The following is a 23,631-nucleotide window of genomic DNA, read 5'->3' as shown; positions in this document are numbered from 1 at the left end:
AAAAGAGCAGTATCATGTTGCTGTTAGTTAATCAAGTACCTTTTATCAGTTTATTTTAAGTGTACTGTTTAACAAAATTCTATTAATTTTACTTTAGATGATAATGATTTTTCTATTATGACAATTGCTATATCATAATCAAATCATTTTCTCGAAACCACAAGGAGGAGTCACAATGACAAAAATAAATGCTTCAGATGCTATGATTAAAGTTATTGAATCATGGGGAGTTAAAAATATTTATGGTTTACCTGGAGGTTCATTTGATTCAACAATGAATGCTCTTCACAACCGTAAAGACACTATTAACTACGTTCAAGTTCGCCACGAAGAAGCAGGTGCCTTAGCTGCTGTTGGTGAAGCTAAAGTCACTGGTCGTATTGGTGTCACCTTTGGTTCTGCTGGACCTGGTGCTGTTCACCTTTTAAATGGTCTTTATGATGCTAAACATGATGGCATTCCAGTACTTGCTCTTATTGGTCAAGTGCCTACTTTCAACATGAATAAATCATACTTCCAAGAACTTAATGAAAATCCAATGTTTGAAGATGTGGCTGTTTATAACCGTACAGTAATGACTGCTGAACAAATGCCTTATGTGGTTGATGAAGCGATTCGTCAAGCTTATGCACATAAAGGTGTTGCGGTGATTACTATTCCAAAAGATTTAGGTTGGCAAGAAATCGAAGATAACTATATCTCAACAGCTGCAAACTATCAAAAACCAATTATGCCTGAACCAGCTGAAGACCTTGTTGACAAGGCTTTAGAACTTCTTCAAGCAGCTAAACGTCCTTTAATCTATATCGGTTTAGGAACAAGAGGTGCGCGTGAAGATATTATGAAACTAGCTTTACAATTGAAAGCACCAATTCTTAGCTCTGCACCAGCAAAAGGTATTGTTCCTGATAATTTTGAACTTTATATGGGTTCTGCAGGTCGTGTGTCAACAAAACCTGGTATTGAAATGCTTCAAGAAGCTGATACCATTATCACATTTGGTACAGACATGCCTTTCCAAGGGCACTTTGCTAAACCAGAAGCAACTTATATTCAAGTGGATATTGATGGCACTAAGTTTGGTCGTCGTCATAGAGTTGACCTTGCTATCTTAGCAGATGCTAAAAAGACTATTAAAGCCCTTCTTGAAAAAGGTACAGACATGCCAGAAACTGACTGGTACAAAGTAGCTCTTGCCAACAAAGAAAACTGGGTTAACTGGATTGCTAGCTTTGAAGATGACGATTCAGAACCACTTCGTGTGGAACCAGTCTTTAAAGAAATCAATGCCATGGCAACTGATGATGCTATTTTCCAAGTTGATGTCGGTAATGTAACCATTGATGGATTGAGATTCCTTAAAATGAATGAAAAACAAGCCTTCACAACAAGCGCTTGGTATGCCACAATGGGTTATGCTCTTCCAGCAGCTATCGGTGCTCAAGCTGAGTATCCAAATCGTCAAGTTTGGTCTATTTCAGGTGACGGTGGGTGGACAATGAACATGCAAGACATTGCAACTGCTGTTAAGTATCGTATGCCAATTATCAATGTTATCTTGACCAATGAAAGTCTTGGTTTCATCGAAGCTGAACAAGATGACATGCCACAACCACACTCAGGAATTGACTTGATTGACCTAGACTTTGGTGATGCTGCTTCTGCAATGGGTGCCACTGGCTTTGAAGTGAGAACACTTAAAGAATTAAGAGAAGCTTTTGCTAAAGCAAAAGAAGCAACTGGACCAGTTGTTATCGACGTTAAAATTGCAAACGACCGTCCAATTCCAGTAGAACAATTAAAAATTGATACTGAAAAATTCAGCGAAGCAGAAGTCAAAGCATTTGTTGAAGAATATCAAGCAGAAGGTCTTGTCCCATTTAGAAAATTGTTAGAAGACGTTCAAAACTAATGAAATAAGTAAAAAAAGCCTGTTCATTATGAACAGGCTTTTTGTGTTTTTTGTTTATAAAAATATATTTTTCTTTTCTTTAAATCAATTTAGCATAATTATTAATATAATCCTTTATTTCTTTTTGTATTTTTGTTAAAATAATAGCAAATATAGCTATAAATATATAGAAATATTTAAAAATTTATCTTATTTAATTGTGATAAAGAGGAGGTCGGAATTTAAGTTAATATTAATGTCAAAAAATCATTTAAAAGAAGGAGAAATAGAAAATGACTACTGTTGACAATTGTTTAAATGAACAAGAAACTGAACAAAGTATTTTACAAATTAATTGGCAAGCCTTAAAACAACCGATAATTGAGAAAGAAAATTTGTTTGGAAAAAATTATATTTTTCATCATCAGGCTATAGAAGTAGATAGATTATTAAAAGGATTTCGTGAACAAGACCAAGAAAATGAGAAAAACAGAAAGAATAAAATTTTCATAGAAGAATATGACAGCTCTTTAAACTATCCTAGTGCTTCTAAAAATATTGCAATTACCGGTGAAAGAGGATCAGGAAAAAGTTCTTTCCTTTATAGCTTGCAAGAGAAATTAAAAAATGATCATTACTACGTTTTTGATATGATAACACCAGATATTTTGTCTAATCATTTAAGTCTATTTGAAATCGTTATTTCCTATATCTATAAGGCAATTCAAGATGATAGCAAAAATATTAGATTGGTGACATCTATTCATCAAAAGCTTAAAAAAATTATCAGAGCATTAGAGTATGATAAAAAAGCGATCAATAAAGATTACTATAAAGATACACCGAGCATTAATCTCTTATCTCATTTAAATGAAATTGTTGATTTGCATCATACGTTTCAAGAGCTATTAAATGATTTTAAAGAATTTATCGAAAAGGAAAACTCTAGAAACATTTATGATTTTGTACTTATGATTGATGATTTGGATTTAGTTGATAATAAAGATGTATATCAATTGTTAAATGACGTTCAACGCTACCTTGATGGTCATATGATTATCATTTTTAGCTATAAAGAAAAGCAATTGGAGCAATCCTTATTTGAGCAAAAATACAAAGATTATCAAAATAGTATTACAAAAGAAATTTTCAGCACACAAGATATTTTAGACCAAGCAGATAGATTATTACTCAAATTGATTCCATACCCAAACCGCATTGCTTTATTTAATAGCTATGATCTTCTAAGAAAGCCTATCAGCGAGACTTTACCAAGTATACATGACGATAAACCTTCTAATCGTCTTAAAAATTGGGGAGTTGGTTTAGGTTGGCATTGGGAAAGAGATTTTGATTTAGCATTAAAAGATAATTGTCCAGAAGAATTTAAAAAATGTATAGAAGATTTATTAAAAGAGAAATGTCACGATTCTATTGACAGTATTTCCATTTATAAAAAAAATGAAAATATAAAAATAGAAGATAAATTTTCAAGAATTTATACTGTTAAAGACTGGTTTTATGATTATATTTATTATCATACCAATTTAAAAATAGAAGCTATTGATTCTATTGAAGAAAATACAGTGTTACTTCCTAAAAGCTTAAGGGATCTCATTCAGCTCAGTGAAGTTTTTTCAAAAATGAAAGATCTTCCTAAGAACCAGCCTCATCCTGAATTGCTTAACTATAACATACAGATTTTAAAAGAATACATTTTGAATCGTGTTTCTATTTCATTAAATAAAGAAGAACAAGAACTAATTGAAGAGTGGTACTACTCAACTTCTTATCAAAAAAATTACAAAGTTTATCATTATTTTTTGAAGAAATTTGATAAAGAAGAAATTGGCGATAGGTATCCTCTTAATTTAGCTAGTTATCAAGACTATAATATTACCTTGGGTGATGTCTATGCTATCTTAGAAGAATTTAAGCAAAAAAATTCTTTAAGAGCAGATTATCGAGATTACTTTTTTATCTATTTATTGAAAGTCATCTATTCTATTGAGCTTTCTTCATTACTCTATAGAGGAATGGAGCAAAATAAAAAGATAACTATGGATGAACAATTAGGAAAGTTTGGTAGAATAATCGATTTTGAAAAAAATGATGAAAAAAATAATGCCTTAGAAAAATACTTTAAAATTAATTCTGATATTCTTGGTTATTTGGAGCTAATTAATACCAATTTCATGCCTAGTGAATTTAATTATTTTGAATTAAGTAGTGTTGGAAACAGCTCCAAATACATTGTGAATTTGGAAAATATTTTGGATAATAGCATTTATATGAGTTATATTAAACAATACTTTTTAAACTCTGACCTTAGCGTTTTAAGTGATATTAGAAAAGCCATACAAGGTGGAGAATCAACTCTTAAATATAGAGAATTAAATAATTTTAAAGAAATAGATTTAAATAAAAATAGTAAAATGTTTATTTTCAAATTTTTCTTACCATCTAATAAAGCAGACTATGTTCTAAGATTGTTAAGACATTATAAATATCATAATGAGATTAATTCTTATATTTTAACAAATATGTTTCATATAGATGTTTTCGTAAGACAAATCTATGTTGGAAAAGATGGAAGTGGGGATACTGCCTTATTTAACAGATACAATGAAACGATTAGAAATATTAATAATATTTTTCAAAATAAGAAAAAATTTGTTATAAATTCATCTTTTAGTAACATAACGTCGTTATTTATATTTGATAAAGAAGAGTATTTACCACTATATCCTAAAGTATTAGAAGGGAATGATAATAATGACTAAAATTTTTGAAAATGAGAATCTATATGAAGACATATTCTCTGTGATATATAAACAAAATTTTAATGTTGAGAGCCATGAGATACCTGTTATAACTGATAAAAAAGTATTGTATCAGACCATTAAAGACTTTAATAATTATAAAACATTAAATGTTATTTTTAATAATCAACGTAAAACAACAATAATAGATCAGACACCTATTTTTTTGCAAGAATTATTAGAAGAATTAAGTGATAAAAAAACAGATGATAATGATTCATATAAGGAAGTATTATCATTAAGTGAATATTTAATGGAATATATAGATTTCTATCAAGATAATAGTTCAGAGATTAAAGTTTACAGTCTATTAAATCATATCCTTGAAACTTTAATGTACCCTTATGATGATTCCTATGATATTGAAGATATACTTGTTACTAAAACAAATATTACCAATTATAAATTATTTGAACCTGAATTAGATCGATTTAACAGTGATAAAAACAAAATATTTGATATTAAATTTGAAAAAATAACTAACTCTGTTAGAATTAAGAAAAGAATGGAGGAATTTATCAATAAACTAGAGAAAAGATTAAAAGATAGTGATGTATGGGATATAGATGATGTAGAGGTTGAGGAACTAAAAATTTTGGTAAGATTTTTACGAAGCTACTATATAGAGAATAACAAAAATATTAATAGAATGGCATACAGTGTTCTAAAGTATATCTTTAATCTATTAACAGATGAAGGTTAGTCGCTATGGAAAAAATGGATAGACTTATAAAAGTGATTTATCAGACATTCCCACTGGAAAAAGTATTTCCTACCAATCAAGACTTGTCACACTGGCAAGAACTTCTAACCTATTATTTTAAATTCGAAGAAGCTGATAATAATCTTTTTTTACAGCTGGTTAAAAATCAGTATGTCAAAGAATATGGTTCTTTTAATAACGATGATGAGGTAAAATTGCTTTTAAATCGTTATCAAAAAATGACACAATACAGTCGTTCTTCCTCTTCATCGCACAATACTTTGGATTTACTTTGTTATATTGCTGATGAGTTATTGTTTTATCAGGGCAATCAAGTCACTGTTTCTTTTGACCATTTACTGGAGTGGAATGGCTTTATCAATAAAATTGATGCCAATATTTTGCTTGCTATGAAAGCAGCAATTACCCAAAAAAAGATTACTTCAAGAGATTCACACAAGATAAGACATGATAATGACCGCTTAACAACCATCTTAAAAAAAGGCTTGTCTGAAAATCATATGCATTTAAAGGGCTCTGGCTATACGTCAGATTTGAACTGGCTTCATTTTTCTTTACCAAATACAACTAGTGATAAAAGAATGGAAGAGATCCTTGAAAAAAGAGAAGGAAAGTTTAACGATACAGCCCTGTCTTTCTATAAGGCACGAACGATTAAAGCTTATTTGTTACAAAAAATACTGAAAGATAAGAATTTATTATGTGATGACTACCCTGAATTTGATAATAAATCACAAAGTGATGATGATTCTAAATTTGATAAGAAATCAAAATGTAATAAAGATTTTGAACTAGATAGTCTAGACATGAAAAAACTTTTATTTGCTCAAACTATTGATGAGTATTATATATATTATACTAAGTCAAGAGATGCCTTCTTCTATTTGTCTGAAAAGTTTGAAGAAATCTATCAACAATTCAAAAAAACACCTAAACAATCCTTTCTGGTAGAAAGACAATTTTTAAAAGATCTTTTTGATATCTATTTAAATAATGGCTTGAATGATTTCGAAACCTATCTTTTAAATGCCTATCTTCTTTCCTTAAATAAATTCAAACAGTTCTTTAATCAAAATAATGAGGGTATGGGCTTTGAAAAATTTAAAGAAAGTGAAGAGATTAAGGAAACCTTTATTGATGAAAAAACATTTGGGGAAGCTTCTGTTTTTAATAAGATTGTTGAATCTGTCTTTGATAAATACTACAGTGAAGGAAGTATCACCAAAGTTGAATTTCGGATAGCTCCTAAAGAAAGTGTTGCTAAGTATAATGAGGTGGTTAAAAAAATCAAAGCCTTGAATGATAAGCAATACAAAGCACATTCTCGCTATAACCCTCAGTTGAAAAAAATCCAATTTGGTTTGATTATTCACTATATTAAAGATGGTAAACCGCTTGAGCCTATAATAGGTTCCTCACGTCATGAAGAACTCTATGAAAAGATTAAAGCGACGACAGATGTGTTAGTGACTTTTTTTGAAGAAAGCGAGTATGCTAAAAAAGTTGTTGGTGTCGATACTGCCAACTATGAGTTGAACACTCGACCTGAACTTTATGGCACCAGCTTTAGAAGAGTTAGGCAGGAAGTGGCTGAAAGTCACAATTTGTATTTTACCTATCATGTTGGTGAGGATTTCCTAACAATCGCAAATGGTCTTCGGGCGATTGATGAGACCCTGGAATTTTTGGACTATCAAAGAGGTGATAGACTTGGTCATGCCATGGCCTTAGGATTAAACATTGATGATTATTTTGCCACTAAAGGTCATCAAATTTACTCAAGTGTGGGTGATTATATCGATGATATTGTCTGGATGTATCATCTGATTCAAGAAGACCGACTCCATCATGTGATAACAAGCTTTGAAAAAGAAAATGCTGTGTCAGTTTCTTCTCTATTACATTTTCTAGAGTCAGAATTTAAACGTGAATATTTTAGATATAAAGATAGACAAATTACCCTTTTTGATTACTTTTCATCTTACAAACTAAGAGGTGATGAACCAAGTTTTTATATCGACTATTGCGATAAGGACATTTCGCCAGATGAGTTTGAAGGAATCTATTCAAGCTTGGTTAAAAAGCATCATTTTGAGCTGAATTCTGGTAATGCTTATCATAAATCATCTTTTCAAAATAAAACCGCAAGAAACTTGTACTTTAACTATCATTATAATCACAAACATAAGATGTTGTATAGTGACCTACAAGATTGTTATCCAGCAAGTGAGTTGTATATCCAGTCCGTCAAGCTAGCACAAGCACTGCTTCGTGAAAAGATTTATCAATTAGAGATTGGTATTGAAACCAATCCAAGCTCGAATCTTAAGATTTCATTTGTTAAAAAGTATACGGATTTGCCATTTTTAACCTTTAATAACAGATACATTTCTGATAATAAAGCACATCCCTTATCAATTTCCATCAATACAGATGACAGTGCTGTTTTTCAAACGGATTTATCTCAGGAGTATGCCTATGTTGCTGCGGCACTCTTTCGAGAAAATTATAATAGAGAACAAGTTTATGACTATATTAACTATGTTAGAAAAATGTCCCAAGCTCAAAGTTTTGTAAAAGATAACCCAACGACATATAAATTATGGCGATTAAAAAGGCACTAAAAACAACAAAGCCTGTTCCTTGTGAACAGGTTTTTTGTTGAGTCGTCTTAGTTAAGCATTTTATTTTTGTTGTGAATTTGTTACAATAAAGTCAACAAAAGCAATAACGTTAAAGGAGAATAAGATGACATCATTTGATTTCACTGAAAACGCTAAAAGAATTGGACAAAATTCAATCAAATGGCAACTGGCTGAAAAAGATCCTGATATTATTCCTGCTTGGGTCGCTGATATGGATTTCAAAGTCTTTTCAGGTCTAAGAGAGGCAATTAAAAATTATTCAGAAAAAGATTTTTACGGCTACGGTTATCCTAATGCTTCTTTAGCTGATACTGTGATGGCTTGGGAGAAAAAGGAACACAACTATATTTTTAGTCGTTCCTCACTCCTCTTTATCAATGATGTTATTTCAGGTATCGCAACAGCCCTTCAAGTGTTTACTAATGAAGGAGATGCCATTCTCATCAATGATCCCGTCTATCTGGCCTTTCGAAATATTATTGAACAAAATAAACGTCAGGTAGTGACAAATACTTTGGTTGAAAAAGAGGGACAATTTGTTTTTGACCTTAAGCAATTTGAAGCAGATATGATAGAAAATGAGGTTAAGTTGTTTATTCTTTGTAATCCTCATAATCCAGGTGGAAGAGTTTGGGACAAAGAAACACTGTTAAGCATCGGTAAGATTTGTCAAAAACATGGTGTGATTGTTGTTTCTGATGAAATTCATCAAGATTTAACCCTGTTTGGTCATAAACACCATTCCTTTAATACCGTTGATGATAGTTTTAAAGAATTTTCGGTTATTCTTTCAAGTCCTTCTAAAACCTTTAATATGGCAGCTCTTAAAATAGCTTTTGCTATTATCGAAAATAGAACCTTACGAAAAGCTTTTCAAGAGAAGACATTGGCCAATCATCAATCGATTTCAAACATTGCTTACGAGGTTACAGAAACAGTTTATCAAGAGGGCAAGGATTGGTTACTTGCCCTACGGTCAACTTTGGAAGAAAACATCACTTTTGTTACGAACTACTTTGCCAAACATGCTCCCAAAATCAAGGTGATGTCTTCACAAGGAACCTATCTTCTTTGGCTTGATTTTTCTAAGTATCAATTATCGGATAAAGAACTTTATAGGATTTTAAAAACTGATGCCAAGGCTATTTTAAATGAAGGTCTAGACTATGGTGAAATGGGTAGAAGTCATGCTCGTTTAAATGTTGCCACATCAAAAAAACTCTTAGAAGAAATTGTGAAAAGAATTGTGGTCAATTTAGAAAAAGCTTAAAAATTACACTAAAATACTCTCTAGTGAAGGGAGTATTTTTTTGTTATAATAACAGTTAGTACTAAGAATCGTAATGAAAAGGAAATCAAATGAGTATTTTAGAAGTTAAAAATTTGAGTCATGGCTTTGGTGATCGTGCTATTTTTGAAAATGTCTCTTTTCGCCTGTTAAAAGGGGAACATATCGGGCTTGTCGGCGCAAATGGTGAAGGGAAATCAACCTTTATGAGTATTGTCACTAATCGTCTGCAACCTGATGAAGGGAAAATTGAGTGGTCTAAGTATGTGACTGCAGGTTACCTAGACCAACATGCCGTCCTAGAAAAAGGGCAAACAGTTCGTGATGTCTTACGAACGGCCTTTGATGACTTGTTTAAAACGGAAGCTAGAATCAATGAGATTTATATGAGTATGGCTGAAGAAGGTGCCGATGTCGATCTTTTAATGGAAGAAGTCGGTGAATTGCAAGATCGTCTAGAAAGTCGTGATTTCTATACGCTTGATGCTAAAATTGATGAAGTGGCAAGGGCTCTTGGCGTCATGGCTTATGGCATGGATACGGATGTGACAGAATTGTCTGGTGGGCAAAGAACAAAAATTCTACTGGCAAAATTATTGCTGGAAAAACCAGATATTCTGCTACTTGATGAGCCTACTAACTACCTTGATGCTGAACATATCGACTGGCTAAAACGTTATCTACAAAACTATGAAAATGCCTTTGTTTTGATTTCCCATGATATTCCTTTCTTAAATGATGTAATTAATATTGTTTATCATGTTGAAAATCAAGACTTAGTGAGATATACTGGCGACTATGAACAGTTTAAAGAAGTCTATGCCATGAAAAAAGCGCAACTTGAAGCTGCCTACGAGCGTCAACAAAAAGAAATTGCTGATTTGCAAGATTTTGTTAACCGTAATAAAGCGCGTGTGGCAACTCGTAATATGGCTATGTCACGTCAGAAAAAACTAGATAAGATGGAAAAAATTGAACTTCAGTCTGAAAAGCCAAAACCCTCTTTCGAGTTTAAAATGGCTAGAACACCGGGACGTTTTATATTCCAAGCCAAAGACTTAGAAATTGGCTACGATCGCCCTTTAACCAAACCCTTACAATTAACTTTTGAACGCAATCAAAAAATTGCTATTATTGGTGCAAATGGTATAGGGAAAACAACCCTTTTAAAGAGCTTATTAGGGGTTATTCCTCCAATTTCTGGTCAGGTAGAACGTGGTGATTATATTGAATTAGGCTACTTTGAACAAGAAGTTAAAAGTAGTAAACAAACACCTCTAGAAGCGGTTTGGGATGCCTTTCCAGCCTTAAATCAAGCAGAAGTTCGTGCCGCCCTTGCTCGTTGTGGTTTAACCTCAAAACATATCGAAAGTCAAATTCAAGTTCTCTCCGGTGGTGAACAGGCTAAAGTGCGTTTTTGTCTACTCATGAATCGTGAAAATAATGTGTTAGTTTTAGATGAGCCGACCAATCACCTTGACGTTGATGCTAAAGAAGAATTAAAACGTGCGCTAAAAGCCTATCCTGGTTCCATCTTAATGGTTTGTCATGAACCTGATTTTTATGAGGGTTGGGTCAATGATGTTTGGGATTTTAATCATTTAACCTCATGATAGTAAAGACCACATAGTGTCAAAGAGTATTATAAAAAGGGTAAACCTGCTTACAAAAAGCTTGTTTACTTTTTTAATTTAATAAAATGAGTCTACTAATCCTTTATAAAGTGTTACGAGTTAAATCGTTTACAAATTCAAAAATAAGGTTTAAAATAATAATGATTATAAAATAGAACAAGAAGGTGGTTTTTTATTAAAAAGTTACTTAACTAATGGATGTTCATTAATTATCTATAAAGAACACTATTAAATCACTTATTAGATAAAGGAGAAACTTATGGTAGAAAAAACATATGAAAAAGATGATTTAATTATTTACTGGCGCCCAGAACTTTGTGAACATGCCGCAGAATGTGTTAAAGGCTCACCAAAAGTGTTTGATGTTAAAAGAAGACCTTGGATTGATCCTAGTCAAGACAGCACAGAACATATTATGGAAGTGATTGATCGTTGTCCATCACGTGCTTTAAGCTATAAGAGAAAATAAGGAGAGTTAAAAAATATGATAACTATTCGTTATGAAGAAGAAAATGATCGTTCAGCTGCTTATGATGGTGAAAAAGAAATTGGTGAGTGTACTTATTTTTTAACCAATAGAAAATGGGTGATTAACCACACATTTGTGGATGAGAATTATGGTGGTCAAGGGATTGCCAAGAAATTAGTGGCAGAAATTGTTGACCAAGCTAGACAACAAGGTATTAAAATTATTCCGTTATGCCCTTTTGCAAAAAGAGAGTTTGAACTAAGAGCTGAATACGCAGATGTGAAAGCGTAAAATATGGATTAGTTTTTTAAGAAAGGGACAAAAATTAGTTATTTGGAAAATCCGTTTTTGGAATTACTGTTTATATGGTTGAACTTTTTAAAAAAATGTTGTCAATTATAGAGATTGTTCAACGGATAAATAATAATAACAAAAAGGCTAGACATATATTGTCTCAGCCTTTTTTATTTGTAGAAATATTTTTTACCAAGCAAAAGCAGTCGTTGGTTCTTTGAGGTAGGTCAACCACTCTTTTTCTTTTAAATAACAAAGCGTTACAGAAATACCTGTCATGTCAAGACTGGTCATGAACCGTCCTGTTTTTATAAAAGGAACATTCAATCCCTCTAATTCTAACAATTGATAGATGTCATGAAGGAAAATGCCTTGTTCTAAATCGGTAGTTGTTCCCAAATTATTAACTAATAAAATAAAGTCATCCTTATCTTTCCAATGAAATTTAATTTGTAATTTGTTAATAATTTCAACGGCTAAATGTTCAGAAGAGATAAAAGGTACAATTTTATATCCTTCTTCACCATGAATGCCAATGCCGTATGATATCTGGTTTTCTTCTAGATCAAAAAGGGGTAAAGCAGCTTTTGGTAGGTAGGGTGCTTGCGTAGCAAAACCTATTGTTGCAATTTCTGTAGCAACACTTAGTGCTAGACGCTCTAGCTCTTTTAGATGATAACCATGTCTTGATGCTGTCCCTATGATTTTATGTAAAAGAATAGTCCCAGCTAAACCACGATGTCTCATTTGAAATTGCTTTTTTGTGTCAACAGAGATATCATCATGTGAAACAATATATCTAATATCGTGTCCTTCTTTTCTAGCTTGATGAATGGCTTGTTGAAATTCTCTTAAGTCTTCATCAAAATTTTTAATGATCACAAAGACTCCCTTCCCCTTATCTAACAAGTGTAAGGCTTCAAGAATATCAGCAGCTTTTGGAGGGGTAAAAAGCTCACCATAGACGGTCGCAGTCAACATACCATCTCCAACGTAACCAATATGAGCTGGTTCATGCCCAGAGCCACCACCTGATAAAATAGGAATAGTCTTCTCATCATGAAAACGATGGTAAATAATTGGAAAATCACCATGTTTTGCCAAATGAGGATGTACTAATAACGTACTTTCAATGTATTGTTCAATGGCATTATGCCTTTTATTTAAAATACTTACCATCATTATCTCCTAATTCTTACCAGTGATTTTTGAATAACTGCTTTAATTTGTGATGCCACGAGAAAAAAATCTTTTTCAAGAGTAAAACTTTTAATCATATTTGCCAAGGCTTTGGCATGATACTGTATTAAAAAACATTTTTCTTTTTCTTCAATATGATGAGCATTAGTTTTCTCGTGTTCGCTGATAATTTTTTCCATTAAAATAAAACAATATTGCTCAAAAGAATGATAAAAATCATTTTGCTCTTTAATATCAAATAATTGTTTATAGAAGGATTGATTGCGTTCAAAATAAAAAATAAGTTCTTCTAAAAGGTGAAATCCAGAAATATAATTCAAATTATCAGTCACTTGTTCTTGAAGCTCTGTCTTAAAAACCCAGTCAAGAAGTTCATATTTGTCGACAAAATGGTTATAAAAAGTTTGCCTTCTAATATTGGCTTCCATCATAATATCAACAACAGAGATTTTTTCAAAGGGTTTAAACGCCATTTGTTTTTTAAAGGCTTTGGCAATTTTTTTCTTGGTGATTAAAGATGATGTCATTGAAGCCCCCTTTAATAGTGTCTTTCGTTAATTATAACTTATCTAATGTCAATTGAAAAGTAAAGGGACAAATCAAGCAAATTGTCCCTTCAATTATTTCTGTTGAAAGTTTATAATAAAAATAACAATAGAAACTGGAGGATTCTATCATGAAAAAAATTATAAATGACCCAACTCAAGTTGTTGATGATATGTTAAACGGATTTGTCTATATGCATGATAATTTGGTGGAACGACTTGAGGGCTATGATGTCATTGTTCGAAAAGCTAAAAAAACTGGAAAAGTAGGCTTGATTTCTGGTGGTGGTTCAGGTCATGAGCCTTCTCATGCAGGTTTTGTCGGTGAAGGCATGCTTTCATCAGCTATTTGTGGTGCAGTCTTTACATCACCAACGCCAGACCAAATTTTTGAAGCTATTAAAGCTTCCGATGAAGGAAAAGGTGTTTTCATGGTTATCAAGAATTATTCTGGAGATATCATGAATTTTGAAATGGCACAAGAAATGGCTGAAATGGAAGGCATTGCGGTATCAAGTGTTGTTGTTGATGATGATATCGCAGTCGAAAACAGTTTGTACACTCAAGGTCGTAGAGGTGTTGCAGGAACTATTTTAGTGCATAAAATCTTGGGTCATGCAGCCCGTTCTGGAAAATCATTGGAAGAAATGAAAGAATTAGCTGAAAAAGTGGTCAAAAATATTAAAACAATTGGACTAGCCTTATCTGGTGCAACAGTACCAGAAGTTGGAAAACCAGGTTTTGTGCTTGAAGATGATGAGTTTGAATATGGTGTTGGTATTCATGGTGAACCAGGGTATAAAAAAGAAACCTTGAAACCTTCTTATGAGTTAGCTCAAGAACTTGTTACAAAAATTGCTGAAGAATTTCAAATGGCTTCTGGTGAAAATTATGGCATATTAGTCAATGGTTTGGGGGCAACACCTTTAATGGAACAATATGTTTTTGCAAACGACGTCGCGAAATTACTATCTGAAAGAGGGGTTAATGTTACCTATAAGAAAATTGGTGATTATATGACTTCGATTGACATGGCTGGTTTATCATTAACTTTAATTAAACTTGATGATTCAAACTGGCTTGAAGCATTGAATGCAAGCGTAACAACCCCAGCTTGGTAAGGAGTGTGACATGAACAAAGAACAAGCAGTAAAATGGATGACACTTTTTAACCAAAAAATTCAAGAGAACAAAGATTACTTAAGTGAACTAGATACCCCAATAGGTGATGGGGACCATGGTGGTAACATGTCTAGAGGCATGCTTGCTGTCATGGAAAAAATTGATCATTCAACCTTTGATAACGTATCTGACGTCTTTAAAGTTGTCTCTATGCAGTTAATTAGTAAAGTTGGTGGTGCTTCTGGTCCTCTTTATGGCTCTGCATTCATGGCTTTAGCTAAAGCTGATGAGTCAGTATCACTTGTTGACCAACTACAGTCAGCCTTAGACATGATACAAAAAAGAGGAAAAGCGGAACTAGGCGAAAAAACAATGGTTGATGTTTGGATTCCAATCATTGAAGCCATCAAGAAAAATCAATTGACTTTTGAAGTGATTGATGAAAAGGTATTAGCAACAAAGGATTTACTGGCGACTAAGGGACGTGCTTCTTATGTGGGAGAGCGTTCTATCGGTCATATCGATCCCGGTTCTTTTTCATCAGGTTTACTTTTTAAAGCCATGATTGAAGCAGGAGTTTTATAATGTCAGATTTAGGAATTGTTATTGTTTCTCATTCTAAAAATATTGCACAAGGCGTTGTTGATTTAGTTTCAGAAGTTGCCAAAGATGTTTCTATCACCTATGTTGGTGGCACACCAGAAGGTGAAATAGGGACTAGCTTTGACCAAGTTTTAGCTGTTGTTGAAAAAAATCAAAAGAAAAACCTTTTGGCTTTCTATGATTTAGGATCTGCCAAGATGAATCTTGAAATGGTTGCTGATTTTTCTGAGAAAGATATCATGATAAATAATGTTCCTATTGTAGAAGGAACCTACACAGCAGCAGCTCTTATACAAGCAGGCGCTTCCAAACTAACTATTTTGGGACAACTCAAAGAATTAGAGATTAATAAATGAAAGAAGTAGAAATGACTATAAAACAATGAGGTTATTAGTATTGTTTTTTAAAGAAGAGAGTTTACGAGCTTTCAAAATGTCGGGAAATAGTCTAACTATGTCCTAACACTAAAGACTGTCCTCACTTATAGTAGCTATCATCAAATGGTCTCTATGATGTTAGTGAAAACTAAAACCAACCAGTCATCCTGGTTGGTTTTATTGATTATTAATATCTTTAAAACGAGGAACTTTAGAAAGAATATAATTACCAGAAAGGCCAACAAGTAGTCCGGATAAAATACCACTAAATGACAAAATAGGTAGATAGTTTAAGACAACAAATGATTGGGCGATGAAAGAAAAAACAAGTAATTGACCGATGTTATGAATGACGCCACCAAAAATAGAGATACCTATGACACTAACACGTTTTGGGCCTAATTTTTTAGCAAAAATCATAGCAATAAAACTAAGCACACTACCAGCTGTACTGTATAAAAAAGTTGAAAAGGTGCCGCTTAAAAAAGTAGTGATAAATAACCTTAGGCCAATCACTTTTGCACTATCTTTGGTTGAAAGATTAAAGAGGGCAATGATAGTAACGAGATTACCAAGTCCCAATTTTGCTCCCGGTGCAAAGGCAAAAGGAGTTGGAATCATTCGTTCAACCAATGAAATAACAACAGCTTGAGAAGCAAGCATTGTAATAAAAATCAGTTTATAATATTTTGAAGTCATTATGTTTTTCACCGTCAATAGATTTATACCTCCATCATACAGTTTTTTAAAAGGTGTGACAAGTGCTTTTTACGTTTTTATCTTCTTAGATGAGAGAATATTAATGGAATTATTCTTCAAAATTTAAAAGGAAGTCATAGTCTTAAGTTTGATAAAAAATATCAAGGATAACTTGTTTCTAGCTTTAAAAAATAGTATAATAAAGTGTGATTATTTCAATAAAGGAGAATCAGTTTTGACTAAAGATATTGTTATCGTTGGCGCTGGTTATGCTGGTATTTCAGCAGCACAAACTTTGGCAAAAGCGTTTAAAAAAAATGATGAGGTAACAGTAACACTCATCGACAAAAATTCATTCCACACATACATGACTGAGCTACATGAGGTTGCTGCAGGACGTATTGAACCTGAGGCTATTAAATACGATTTACAACGTATTTTTAACAAGTATCCTAAAGTAAAACTCGTCACTGATAAAGTCACTTCTGTTGACTACGATCAAAAGAAGGTTTTTGCTGAGCACACCACTCTACCATTTGATTATCTTATTTTGGCAATGGGTGCTGAAGCTAATGACTTTGGTGTTCCAGGTGTTAAAGAAAATGGCTTTACGCTCTGGTCTATTGAGGCAGCTGAGCGTTTGCATGAACATATGATTGATTGTGCTTATCGCGCTATGAAAGAGCATGACCTTGAAAAACGAAAAGCTCTTTTAACGTTTACAGTTATTGGTGCAGGCTTTACTGGTGTTGAAATGATTGGTGAGTTGATTGATTGGGTACCAATTATTGCTAACCAATTCAAATTAGATCCTAATGAATTTTCATTAAAGCTTGTTGAAGCAACACCAAATGTTCTTCAAATGGTGACTAAAAAAGAACAAGAAAAAACCATTAAATACCTTAACAAGAAAAAGGTAGAAGTTCTTTTAAATGATGCTGTTACTGAAATCAATAAAGAAAATCTAGTTCTTTCATCAGGTCGTACGATTCCAACACATACCTCTATTTGGACATCAGGAATCAAAGCTAATACCGATACCAAAGATTATGGTATGGAACAAGCACGTGCAGGTAGATTGGTAGCTAATCAGTACATGGAAGCTAAGGATAAACCAGGCGTTTATGTTGCTGGTGATTTGGTTTACTATGAAGATCCTGAAAATGGTAATGCACCAACTCCTCAAATCGTTCAAGCTGCTGAACAAACTGGTCATACAGCTGCTCAAAATATTATCGCAGCAATTAATGGTGGGCAAAAACACACCTTTAAAGGTAAATATGATGGTTTCATGGTTTCTATTGGTGCCAAATACGGTGTAGCCTACATCATGAATAAATACCACATGACTGGTTTCTTTGCTATGCTTATGAAACATATCGTCAATCTTATTTATTTCCTTACGATTAGAAGTTTTTACAACGTTGGTGCATATATCCGTCATGAATTCTTTGATATCAAGCATAAACGTAATATCTTTGGTGGTCACCTTTCAAGCAAAGGAAATAATTTATGGCTTATCCCACTTCGTGTTTTCTACGGTTCTGTTTGGCTCTATGAGGGGATTAAAAAAGCGTTTGGACTCTTTGGCACCACTTCATGGTTTGGTAACGATGTAGTCTTTCCATTCCCTTGGTTACAAGAAGCTGTTTCAGGTGCTTCTGAAGCAGCAGAAGCGACAACAAGCGCTTCTCAAGCAGGAGATGCAGGTGCTCAAGTCGCTGAACAAGTCTTTAGTTTAAACTATACGTACGGTGAAGAACCAATGCAAGTTCTAAAAGAAATGCCAGATTGGTTTGCTGCCATCATGAAATTTATGATGCCTAATCAAGAAGTCGCTTTATTCATGCAAAAAATGATGACCTTGCTTGAAATTGGTATTGGTTTAGCCTTAATTGGGGGAGCTTTTGTTTGGTTGGTGAGTGCATTAACAGTTGGTTTAGTAGCAATGTTCTCTCTATCAGGAATGTTCTTCTGGGTAAATATGTGGTTCGTGCCAGCAGCAATTGCATTAATGGCAGGAGCTGGACGTGCTTTTGGTCTTGACTATTGGATTATGCCTTGGATTGGTAAACGTTTAGATCGACTGATTTATGGTAAAGTCAAACACATTTATGGTTATGATAAAAAGTAATCATTCTAAGATAATATAAAAATAAAAACGCCCATAGGTAATTCTTAATAAAATGACTTATCATGGGTGCTTTTATTTATAGTGAAGTTGGTGAATCAAATGATACATAAGATGTGGGAAAATTATCCAGAGATCAATCAAGCTTTGGAAGACGTAAAAGAGATTATGTTAACTAACATATCTGTTATTCATCCTGAAGTAAAAAGTAAAATAAAAGACTATATCAATGCTTCAGGGAAGTATGTAAGAGCGGGTCTTTTACTAATGATTGCTAAGGCAAAAGACGGTGATATAAAACAAGGCAAACTTTATTTAGCCGCTTCTATCGAAGTATTACATCTCGCAACTCTCATACATGATGATGTGATTGATCAAGCAGATACTAGAAGAACAATTGAAACATTGCACCAAACATTTTCAAATAAAATTGCTATTTATGCTGGTGATTATTTACTATCATATTCATCCAAATTAGCCCTTCAAGGTTTTGAAATGATACTGAAAGGTCAAAACGACTTACAGTATTCTAAGAACAACTATCGTATTATAGAAAGAGTTTTATCAGGAGAGTTGGCTCAGTTGATGAATACCTTTAATACAGATATCTCGGCTAAAGATTATTTGAAACAAATTAGAGGAAAAACAGCTTTTCTTTTTGCCATGGCTTCTCAGCTAGGGGTATTGACTCCAAAAAGCAGTAGTAAAGAACTTCGATCAGCTTTTAATTTTGGCCAATCAATTGGAATGGCCTTTCAGTTGACTGATGATTTGATTGATTTTAAAAAATCACAAAATGATTCAGGAAAACCTCAATTGCAGGATGTCCAAAATGGTATTTACACTTATCCACTTATTGTTGCTAAATATGAAAATTCTTTAATCCAAGATCTTCTCTTGGAGAAAAAAACAAAAGATTGGTCTCAAGAAGATTTGAACAAACTTCAAGCATTATTGGAAAAAACGAATGGTTTTGTGGCAACCAAAAGATTAATCAATCGCTATCTTGCTAAATCACACAAGCAATTATCTCTCTTTTTACCAACAAATAGTACAGGTGACATCAGTTCTCTCATAAAGAAGGTATTTAAAGTACCTCAATAAGAACAATGTTAAAAAAAACACAAAAAATACTAGATTTTTTCTCAAAAATATTATATGATATAAGTGAAAAAAATAAAAAGGAGCCCTTAAAATGAAAAAAGGTACATTATTAAAATCTCTAGCACTTTTAGGTGCTGCAACTCTTCTTGTTGCATGTAGCAACAACTCAACTGACACAAAATCTGATGTTGAGGAAACTACAACAACAACTATGGAGAAAAAAGATGATTCTCAAAAAGAAATGATGATGGATCTTCAAGATGGAACATATAAAGCTGAGTCTGAATATGATTCACATGACAACAAAATCATGCACACTATCGTTGTAAAAGACGGTAAAATCACTGAATCTGACTTTGACTACTACAGCAAAGACGGAAACATGAGAAAAACTGAAAACGAAGAATACAACAAAAACATGAAAGAAAAATCAGGTGTTTCTTCAAAAGAATCTATTGAACAATTAAACGCTGGTTTACTTGAAAAACAAAGTGCAGACGTTGAAGTAGTAACAGGAGCAACTCACACATCTGAAAACTTCAAAAACAGTACTGAAGCATTGTTGAAAGCAGCAAGCGAAGGTAATACAGAAACTGTATCGTTTGAAATTGTTGAATAATAATTGAAATAAAAAATGACATAGAATGAGGAGCTGAGAACAATCTCACTCCTTATTTCTATTTAAAATTATCCTATAAAGTAAAAGAGATGAGTCTATGAAATTAAAATATTGGATGTTATTGTTACTATCGTCACTTATCCTTGTGGGTTGTGCCCAGTCTAATCAAAAAAGCAGTGATGATTCAACAAGTCACCTCCCAGTTGTTAAAACACCTGAAGAAAGAAAGGAACCTCTTCTTCACACGGTAGTTCAATTAAGTATTTATCATGAGAATCAAGAAGAAGTTTTAGATGAGGCGATTAATTATATTAAAGAGATGGAAAAACTCTTATCAACCAATGAAGAAGGTTCAGATGTTTATCGTATTAATCATGCTAAGGGTGAACCTACTAAGGTTGATGATCGTACTTTTGAGTTAATCAAACAAGCTCTAGAAATGTCAAAAGAAAGTGATGGCAAATTTGATATTAGTATTGGAGCTGTGACTAACTTATGGCAAATTGGCTCTGAAAATGCGCGTGTTCCAAGTGACGATGAAATCAAACAAGCTCTACCAATGATTAACTATCATGATATTATCTTAAACGATACCGATAAAACTGTTCAAATCAAAGAAGGTATGACCCTTGAATTAGGTGGTATTTCAAAAGGATTTATTGCTGATCGTGTTAAAGAATTCTTGACAAGTAAAGGTGTGACAACAGCTATTATCAATTTAGGTGGTAATGTTGTTGTTATGGGAACGTCTCCTAATAATGCTGAGGGTTGGAAAGTTGGAATACAAGACCCTGATCAGGTGAGAGGTGTGACTGTAGGATCTGTCTATCAAGAGGATTCATCCATTGTTACTTCTGGTATTTATGAACGTTATCTAGAAGAAGATGGTAAGAGATATCACCACATCATTGATCCAAAAACCGGTTATCCCATCGACAATCAAATTTCTGGTGTGACTGTTTTTACAAAAACATCAACACAAGGAGATGGTTTATCAACATCATTATTCTTATTAGGAATAGATAAGGGATTAGAGTTAGTCAACCAAACTGAAGGTGTTGAAGCAGTTTTCATTGATAAAGATCATGGTATCCATCTTAGTAATGGTCTTAAAGATTCATTTGAATTAACACATGGAGATTACCACATTGCAGAATAAAAATTTATCATTAGTTTCATTTTTAGAATTTGTTGAACTTAAAACAAAGGTAGCCAGTGTTTTTCCAATGATGATTGGTTTTTTATGGTCACAATACTACCATCATACGTTTAATCTGTTAAATAGTTTGATTTTTATCATTGCTGTTATTAGTTTTGATATGTGTACGACAGCTATTAATAACACAGTAGATTACCATAAGGCCATTGATACTTCTTATAAAGTAGAAGAAAATGTTATTGGTAAGTACCAACTTGACTTGAAACAAATGGTCAAGATTATTTTCTTACTGCTTGGTATCTCAATCTTTTTCTCGTTACTATTAGTCTTTTTAACGGACATTTTACTTTTACCCATGGGTATTCTTTGCTTTTTAATTGGTATTTTTTATACTTATGGCCCAAAACCATTGTCAAGATTACCACTTGGAGAAATTTTTTCCGGTCTCACAATGGGCTTTGGTATCTTTTTCTTAGCTCTTTATATTCAATTTCCTGAGAGAATGATGAGCACTCAAATTGATTGGTCAAGACTTACTATTTCTTGGCATATAGGTGAGATAGCACTTGTTTTTTTGATGAGTCTACCTTTAGTAACATTGATTGCTAATATCATGTTAGCCAACAATCTTTGTGATTATGAACAAGATATTAAAAATCATCGTTACACCCTAGTGCACTATATTGGAACACAAAATGCTTTGGCACTATACACTGTTTTAAACCTTTTTCCTTGGTTTGTTTGGGTAGCTTTCCTTTTAGGGAAATTTGTTCCTTGGTATGGACTATTTATTTATCTGTTCTTTTTACTTAATTGGAAGAGCCTTAAACGATTTAGAAAAGAACAAATCAAATCAAAAACATTTATTGAGGCCATTAAAAGCTTTGTCCTTTTTTCAGCACTTTATCTTTTAACCGTATTATTAGGATTGTTATTTTAAACCTATAATCAATTTATTTTTATCATGAGAGTCTCTAAAAATAAGACATGTTTTCTATTAAATATAGAAGACATGTCTTTTAATTTATGAATACTTTTTCAAATCCTTTGGTGAAATGATTTAAATGTTTTCTTATCTAATCATCAATAACTCATAATAATAATTTTTAAGACCTAAATTGATAAAATTTAAAACTCTAAATAAAAAGCAAATACATTGACAACAATGAATAATTCAATATAATAATATATATAATAAAAATAGACCTAATATGCAAAAATAACTTTTATAGATATAACTAAATCTATGGGAGATTTTTTTCGTTATTAGCTTTAGAAGGGAGAAACATGTTTTTTAAAAAACAATTATTTGGTTATGATAAATCAGATGTTGATCAAATAATTAAAAAATTGACAGATGAAAATCAACGGTTAAAAAATATAATTGTTAGGCAAGAGAAAAATATTAATGAATTATCTGATGAGCTTTCTCGGATGAAAGAAAAAGAAAATAATATTCAGAAATCCTTAATTGATGCGAAGAATCTAGCGAAGGAAATTGTGAATGAGTCTGAGGAGTATGCCAGCTATACAAAAGAAGAGGCTAAGAAAAATTCAAGACGAATCTTTAATAATTTTGAAAAAAACTTCAATGAGTTAGTGGCAGTGAAACGAGACATTGTTGACTTAGAACTGAAATTGAAAGAAGAGATTAGAGAAAAAATTATATTTTATCTTAATCAGCTAGATGACATCGATGTTTTTGGAGAACGTTTAGATGCCAAATTTATTCAAATTGAGGATCGTATTGAACAGATGAAACTTGAATTTTCTGATGATTATAGTGCCTATCAAAAAGAATCAGAAGTTGAAGAAATACCTGTCTACACGTTTCAAACAGATTAAAAAAGGAGAAATGAATGGATAAGGTTAATGAGAGTTTTCAAAGAACACTTGCCAAAAAGCAGTTTTTTTTAAAAATCATCGAAAAACCGTCTGAATGGCATTATAAGGGAAAGTTCGCTGTCAGTGAAAAGCATATGATTGATTTTGGAGTATCAATAACAAAAGGTCAGTCAAAAGGGATTGGGCAAATTATTTATCAAAATCTTGCTTATTGCCCTGATAAGGAATCTCGCTTAGCATGGTTGGAATTTATTAATGACCTGAATCGTCAGTTAGGAATTTATTATTATTTTTGTCTAGATGAAGATGGTTATGTTTATATGAGACATTTCCGTGATGTCACCACTGAATTAGAAGATTTTTTTAATACGATTATCCAAGCACCTAATTTAATCAGAAAAGTTTTAGTGATGTTTGAAGAACGCTTTGGAAGTCGTAGTGTGTTTAAATAATTAGATTT

The 23,631-nt window shown here is 32.6% G+C and carries 21 protein-coding genes; 18 read left to right on the top strand and 3 right to left on the bottom strand.

The features are described from left to right. Positions 1 to 175 precede the first annotated feature (175 nt). From spxB to N7659_RS03860, 8 genes are all read left to right on the top strand, one after another. Entirely contained in the window at positions 176 to 1,912 is a 1,737-nt protein-coding gene (spxB, locus tag N7659_RS03895) for a pyruvate oxidase (RefSeq protein ID WP_263275921.1), read from the top strand. A 272-nt stretch (positions 1,913 to 2,184) separates the two neighbouring features. Next, positions 2,185 to 4,674, top strand: coding sequence for a KAP family NTPase (locus N7659_RS03890; protein WP_263275920.1), 2,490 nt, complete (start codon positions 2,185 to 2,187; stop codon positions 4,672 to 4,674). Next, a complete protein-coding gene (locus tag N7659_RS03885; RefSeq protein WP_263275919.1) occupies positions 4,667 to 5,416 on the top strand; it encodes a hypothetical protein in 750 nt (249 codons plus the stop codon). Before N7659_RS03890 ends, N7659_RS03885 begins: the two co-directional genes overlap by 8 nt. 32 nt (positions 5,417 to 5,448) lie before the next feature. Further along, positions 5,449 to 8,061 carry a hypothetical protein gene (locus N7659_RS03880; RefSeq protein WP_263275918.1) on the top strand — a complete coding sequence of 871 codons (2,613 nt, stop codon included), beginning with the start codon at positions 5,449 to 5,451 and terminating at the stop codon, positions 8,059 to 8,061. Positions 8,062 to 8,185: 124 nt separating this feature from the next. Further along, positions 8,186 to 9,352 carry a MalY/PatB family protein gene (locus N7659_RS03875; RefSeq protein ID WP_263275917.1) on the top strand — a complete coding sequence of 389 codons (1,167 nt, stop codon included), beginning with the start codon at positions 8,186 to 8,188 and terminating at the stop codon, positions 9,350 to 9,352. 89 nt (positions 9,353 to 9,441) lie between these two features. Next, entirely contained in the window at positions 9,442 to 10,983 is a 1,542-nt protein-coding gene (locus N7659_RS03870) for an ABC-F family ATP-binding cassette domain-containing protein (RefSeq protein ID WP_263275916.1), read from the top strand. A 280-nt stretch (positions 10,984 to 11,263) separates the two neighbouring features. Further along, positions 11,264 to 11,473, top strand: a complete 210-nt coding sequence (locus N7659_RS03865; protein ID WP_263275915.1) for a (4Fe-4S)-binding protein — start codon at positions 11,264 to 11,266, stop codon at positions 11,471 to 11,473. Between the two features lie 15 nt (positions 11,474 to 11,488). Next, complete coding sequence (locus N7659_RS03860; RefSeq protein WP_199567023.1) at positions 11,489 to 11,764, top strand: GNAT family N-acetyltransferase; 276 nt, start codon at positions 11,489 to 11,491, stop codon at positions 11,762 to 11,764. A gap of 192 nt (positions 11,765 to 11,956) precedes the next feature. On the opposite strand, the gene dhaQ is transcribed toward N7659_RS03860, so the two are convergent. Both dhaQ and dhaS read right to left on the bottom strand, forming a co-directional pair. Beyond that, entirely contained in the window at positions 11,957 to 12,946 is a 990-nt protein-coding gene (gene dhaQ, locus N7659_RS03855; protein ID WP_263275914.1) for a DhaKLM operon coactivator DhaQ, read from the bottom strand. Positions 12,947 to 12,948: 2 nt separating this feature from the next. Then, on the bottom strand, positions 12,949 to 13,494 hold the full coding sequence (gene dhaS / locus N7659_RS03850; RefSeq protein ID WP_263275913.1) for a dihydroxyacetone kinase transcriptional activator DhaS: 546 nt from the start codon (positions 13,492 to 13,494) through the stop codon (positions 12,949 to 12,951). Positions 13,495 to 13,643: 149 nt separating this feature from the next. Here dhaS and dhaK point away from each other — a divergent pair, with 149 nt between their 5' ends. Genes dhaK through dhaM form a run of 3 tightly spaced genes read left to right on the top strand, consistent with a single transcriptional unit; the run spans position 13,644 to position 15,593 of the window. Then, the gene (dhaK, locus tag N7659_RS03845) at positions 13,644 to 14,633 is read left to right on the top strand and encodes a dihydroxyacetone kinase subunit DhaK (protein ID WP_263275912.1); all 990 of its coding nucleotides are present in this window, start codon (positions 13,644 to 13,646) and stop codon (positions 14,631 to 14,633) included. Positions 14,634 to 14,643: 10 nt separating this feature from the next. Continuing rightward, positions 14,644 to 15,219, top strand: coding sequence for a dihydroxyacetone kinase subunit DhaL (dhaL, locus tag N7659_RS03840; RefSeq protein ID WP_263275911.1), 576 nt, complete (start codon positions 14,644 to 14,646; stop codon positions 15,217 to 15,219). Continuing rightward, positions 15,219 to 15,593: a dihydroxyacetone kinase phosphoryl donor subunit DhaM gene (gene dhaM / locus N7659_RS03835; RefSeq protein WP_263275910.1), complete on the top strand. Its 375-nt coding sequence runs from the start codon at positions 15,219 to 15,221 to the stop codon at positions 15,591 to 15,593. The genes dhaL and dhaM overlap by 1 nt, the downstream gene beginning before the upstream one ends. 198 nt (positions 15,594 to 15,791) lie before the next feature. Here dhaM and N7659_RS03830 read toward each other — a convergent pair whose 3' ends face one another. Further along, positions 15,792 to 16,313, bottom strand: coding sequence for a Gx transporter family protein (locus N7659_RS03830; protein ID WP_263275909.1), 522 nt, complete (start codon positions 16,311 to 16,313; stop codon positions 15,792 to 15,794). A 235-nt stretch (positions 16,314 to 16,548) separates the two neighbouring features. On the opposite strand from N7659_RS03830, the gene N7659_RS03825 reads away from it, so the two are divergent. From N7659_RS03825 to N7659_RS03795, 7 genes are all read left to right on the top strand, one after another. After that, positions 16,549 to 18,447: an NAD(P)/FAD-dependent oxidoreductase gene (locus N7659_RS03825; RefSeq protein WP_263275908.1), complete on the top strand. Its 1,899-nt coding sequence runs from the start codon at positions 16,549 to 16,551 to the stop codon at positions 18,445 to 18,447. A gap of 99 nt (positions 18,448 to 18,546) precedes the next feature. Then, positions 18,547 to 19,548: a polyprenyl synthetase family protein gene (locus tag N7659_RS03820; protein WP_263275907.1), complete on the top strand. Its 1,002-nt coding sequence runs from the start codon at positions 18,547 to 18,549 to the stop codon at positions 19,546 to 19,548. Between the two features lie 91 nt (positions 19,549 to 19,639). Further along, entirely contained in the window at positions 19,640 to 20,167 is a 528-nt protein-coding gene (locus N7659_RS03815) for an FMN-binding protein (protein WP_263275906.1), read from the top strand. A gap of 97 nt (positions 20,168 to 20,264) precedes the next feature. Beyond that, positions 20,265 to 21,326, top strand: coding sequence for an FAD:protein FMN transferase (locus tag N7659_RS03810; protein ID WP_263275905.1), 1,062 nt, complete (start codon positions 20,265 to 20,267; stop codon positions 21,324 to 21,326). Continuing rightward, positions 21,316 to 22,266 (top strand): 1,4-dihydroxy-2-naphthoate polyprenyltransferase, encoded by a 951-nt coding sequence (locus N7659_RS03805; protein WP_263275904.1) that lies wholly within the window; start codon positions 21,316 to 21,318, stop codon positions 22,264 to 22,266. The genes N7659_RS03810 and N7659_RS03805 overlap by 11 nt, the downstream gene beginning before the upstream one ends. Before the next feature lie 347 nt (positions 22,267 to 22,613). Further along, positions 22,614 to 23,171, top strand: a complete 558-nt coding sequence (locus N7659_RS03800; protein ID WP_263275903.1) for a DivIVA domain-containing protein — start codon at positions 22,614 to 22,616, stop codon at positions 23,169 to 23,171. A 14-nt stretch (positions 23,172 to 23,185) separates the two neighbouring features. Beyond that, positions 23,186 to 23,623: a hypothetical protein gene (locus N7659_RS03795; RefSeq protein ID WP_263275902.1), complete on the top strand. Its 438-nt coding sequence runs from the start codon at positions 23,186 to 23,188 to the stop codon at positions 23,621 to 23,623. Positions 23,624 to 23,631: the final 8 nt, after the last annotated feature.

This window comes from Streptococcus sp. CSL10205-OR2, assembly GCF_025660655.1.
In the GTDB taxonomy this organism is placed as follows: Bacteria; Bacillota; Bacilli; order Lactobacillales; family Streptococcaceae; genus Streptococcus.
The sequence above is the reverse complement of the archived record's forward strand: the minus strand, read 5'-3'. Positions and strand labels throughout refer to the sequence as shown.

What these genes read in the sequence shown, in the direction of transcription:
- N7659_RS03870 (WP_263275916.1), top strand. Translation starts at nt 9,442, where the DNA reads ATGAGTATTTTAGAAGTTAAAAATTTGAGTCATGGCTTTGGTGATCGT.
- N7659_RS03860 (WP_199567023.1), top strand. Translation starts at nt 11,489, where the DNA reads ATGATAACTATTCGTTATGAAGAAGAAAATGATCGTTCAGCTGCTTAT.
- N7659_RS03890 (WP_263275920.1), top strand. Translation starts at nt 2,185, where the DNA reads ATGACTACTGTTGACAATTGTTTAAATGAACAAGAAACTGAACAAAGT.
- dhaS (WP_263275913.1), bottom strand. Translation starts at nt 13,494, where the DNA reads ATGACATCATCTTTAATCACCAAGAAAAAAATTGCCAAAGCCTTTAAA.
- N7659_RS03875 (WP_263275917.1), top strand. Translation starts at nt 8,186, where the DNA reads ATGACATCATTTGATTTCACTGAAAACGCTAAAAGAATTGGACAAAAT.
- N7659_RS03815 (WP_263275906.1), top strand. Translation starts at nt 19,640, where the DNA reads ATGAAAAAAGGTACATTATTAAAATCTCTAGCACTTTTAGGTGCTGCA.
- dhaQ (WP_263275914.1), bottom strand. Translation starts at nt 12,946, where the DNA reads ATGGTAAGTATTTTAAATAAAAGGCATAATGCCATTGAACAATACATT.
- N7659_RS03865 (WP_263275915.1), top strand. Translation starts at nt 11,264, where the DNA reads ATGGTAGAAAAAACATATGAAAAAGATGATTTAATTATTTACTGGCGC.
- dhaL (WP_263275911.1), top strand. Translation starts at nt 14,644, where the DNA reads ATGAACAAAGAACAAGCAGTAAAATGGATGACACTTTTTAACCAAAAA.
- N7659_RS03830 (WP_263275909.1), bottom strand. Translation starts at nt 16,313, where the DNA reads ATGACTTCAAAATATTATAAACTGATTTTTATTACAATGCTTGCTTCT.
- N7659_RS03820 (WP_263275907.1), top strand. Translation starts at nt 18,547, where the DNA reads ATGATACATAAGATGTGGGAAAATTATCCAGAGATCAATCAAGCTTTG.
- dhaK (WP_263275912.1), top strand. Translation starts at nt 13,644, where the DNA reads ATGAAAAAAATTATAAATGACCCAACTCAAGTTGTTGATGATATGTTA.
- N7659_RS03795 (WP_263275902.1), top strand. Translation starts at nt 23,186, where the DNA reads ATGGATAAGGTTAATGAGAGTTTTCAAAGAACACTTGCCAAAAAGCAG.
- dhaM (WP_263275910.1), top strand. Translation starts at nt 15,219, where the DNA reads ATGTCAGATTTAGGAATTGTTATTGTTTCTCATTCTAAAAATATTGCA.
- N7659_RS03810 (WP_263275905.1), top strand. Translation starts at nt 20,265, where the DNA reads ATGAAATTAAAATATTGGATGTTATTGTTACTATCGTCACTTATCCTT.
- N7659_RS03800 (WP_263275903.1), top strand. Translation starts at nt 22,614, where the DNA reads ATGTTTTTTAAAAAACAATTATTTGGTTATGATAAATCAGATGTTGAT.
- N7659_RS03885 (WP_263275919.1), top strand. Translation starts at nt 4,667, where the DNA reads ATGACTAAAATTTTTGAAAATGAGAATCTATATGAAGACATATTCTCT.
- spxB (WP_263275921.1), top strand. Translation starts at nt 176, where the DNA reads ATGACAAAAATAAATGCTTCAGATGCTATGATTAAAGTTATTGAATCA.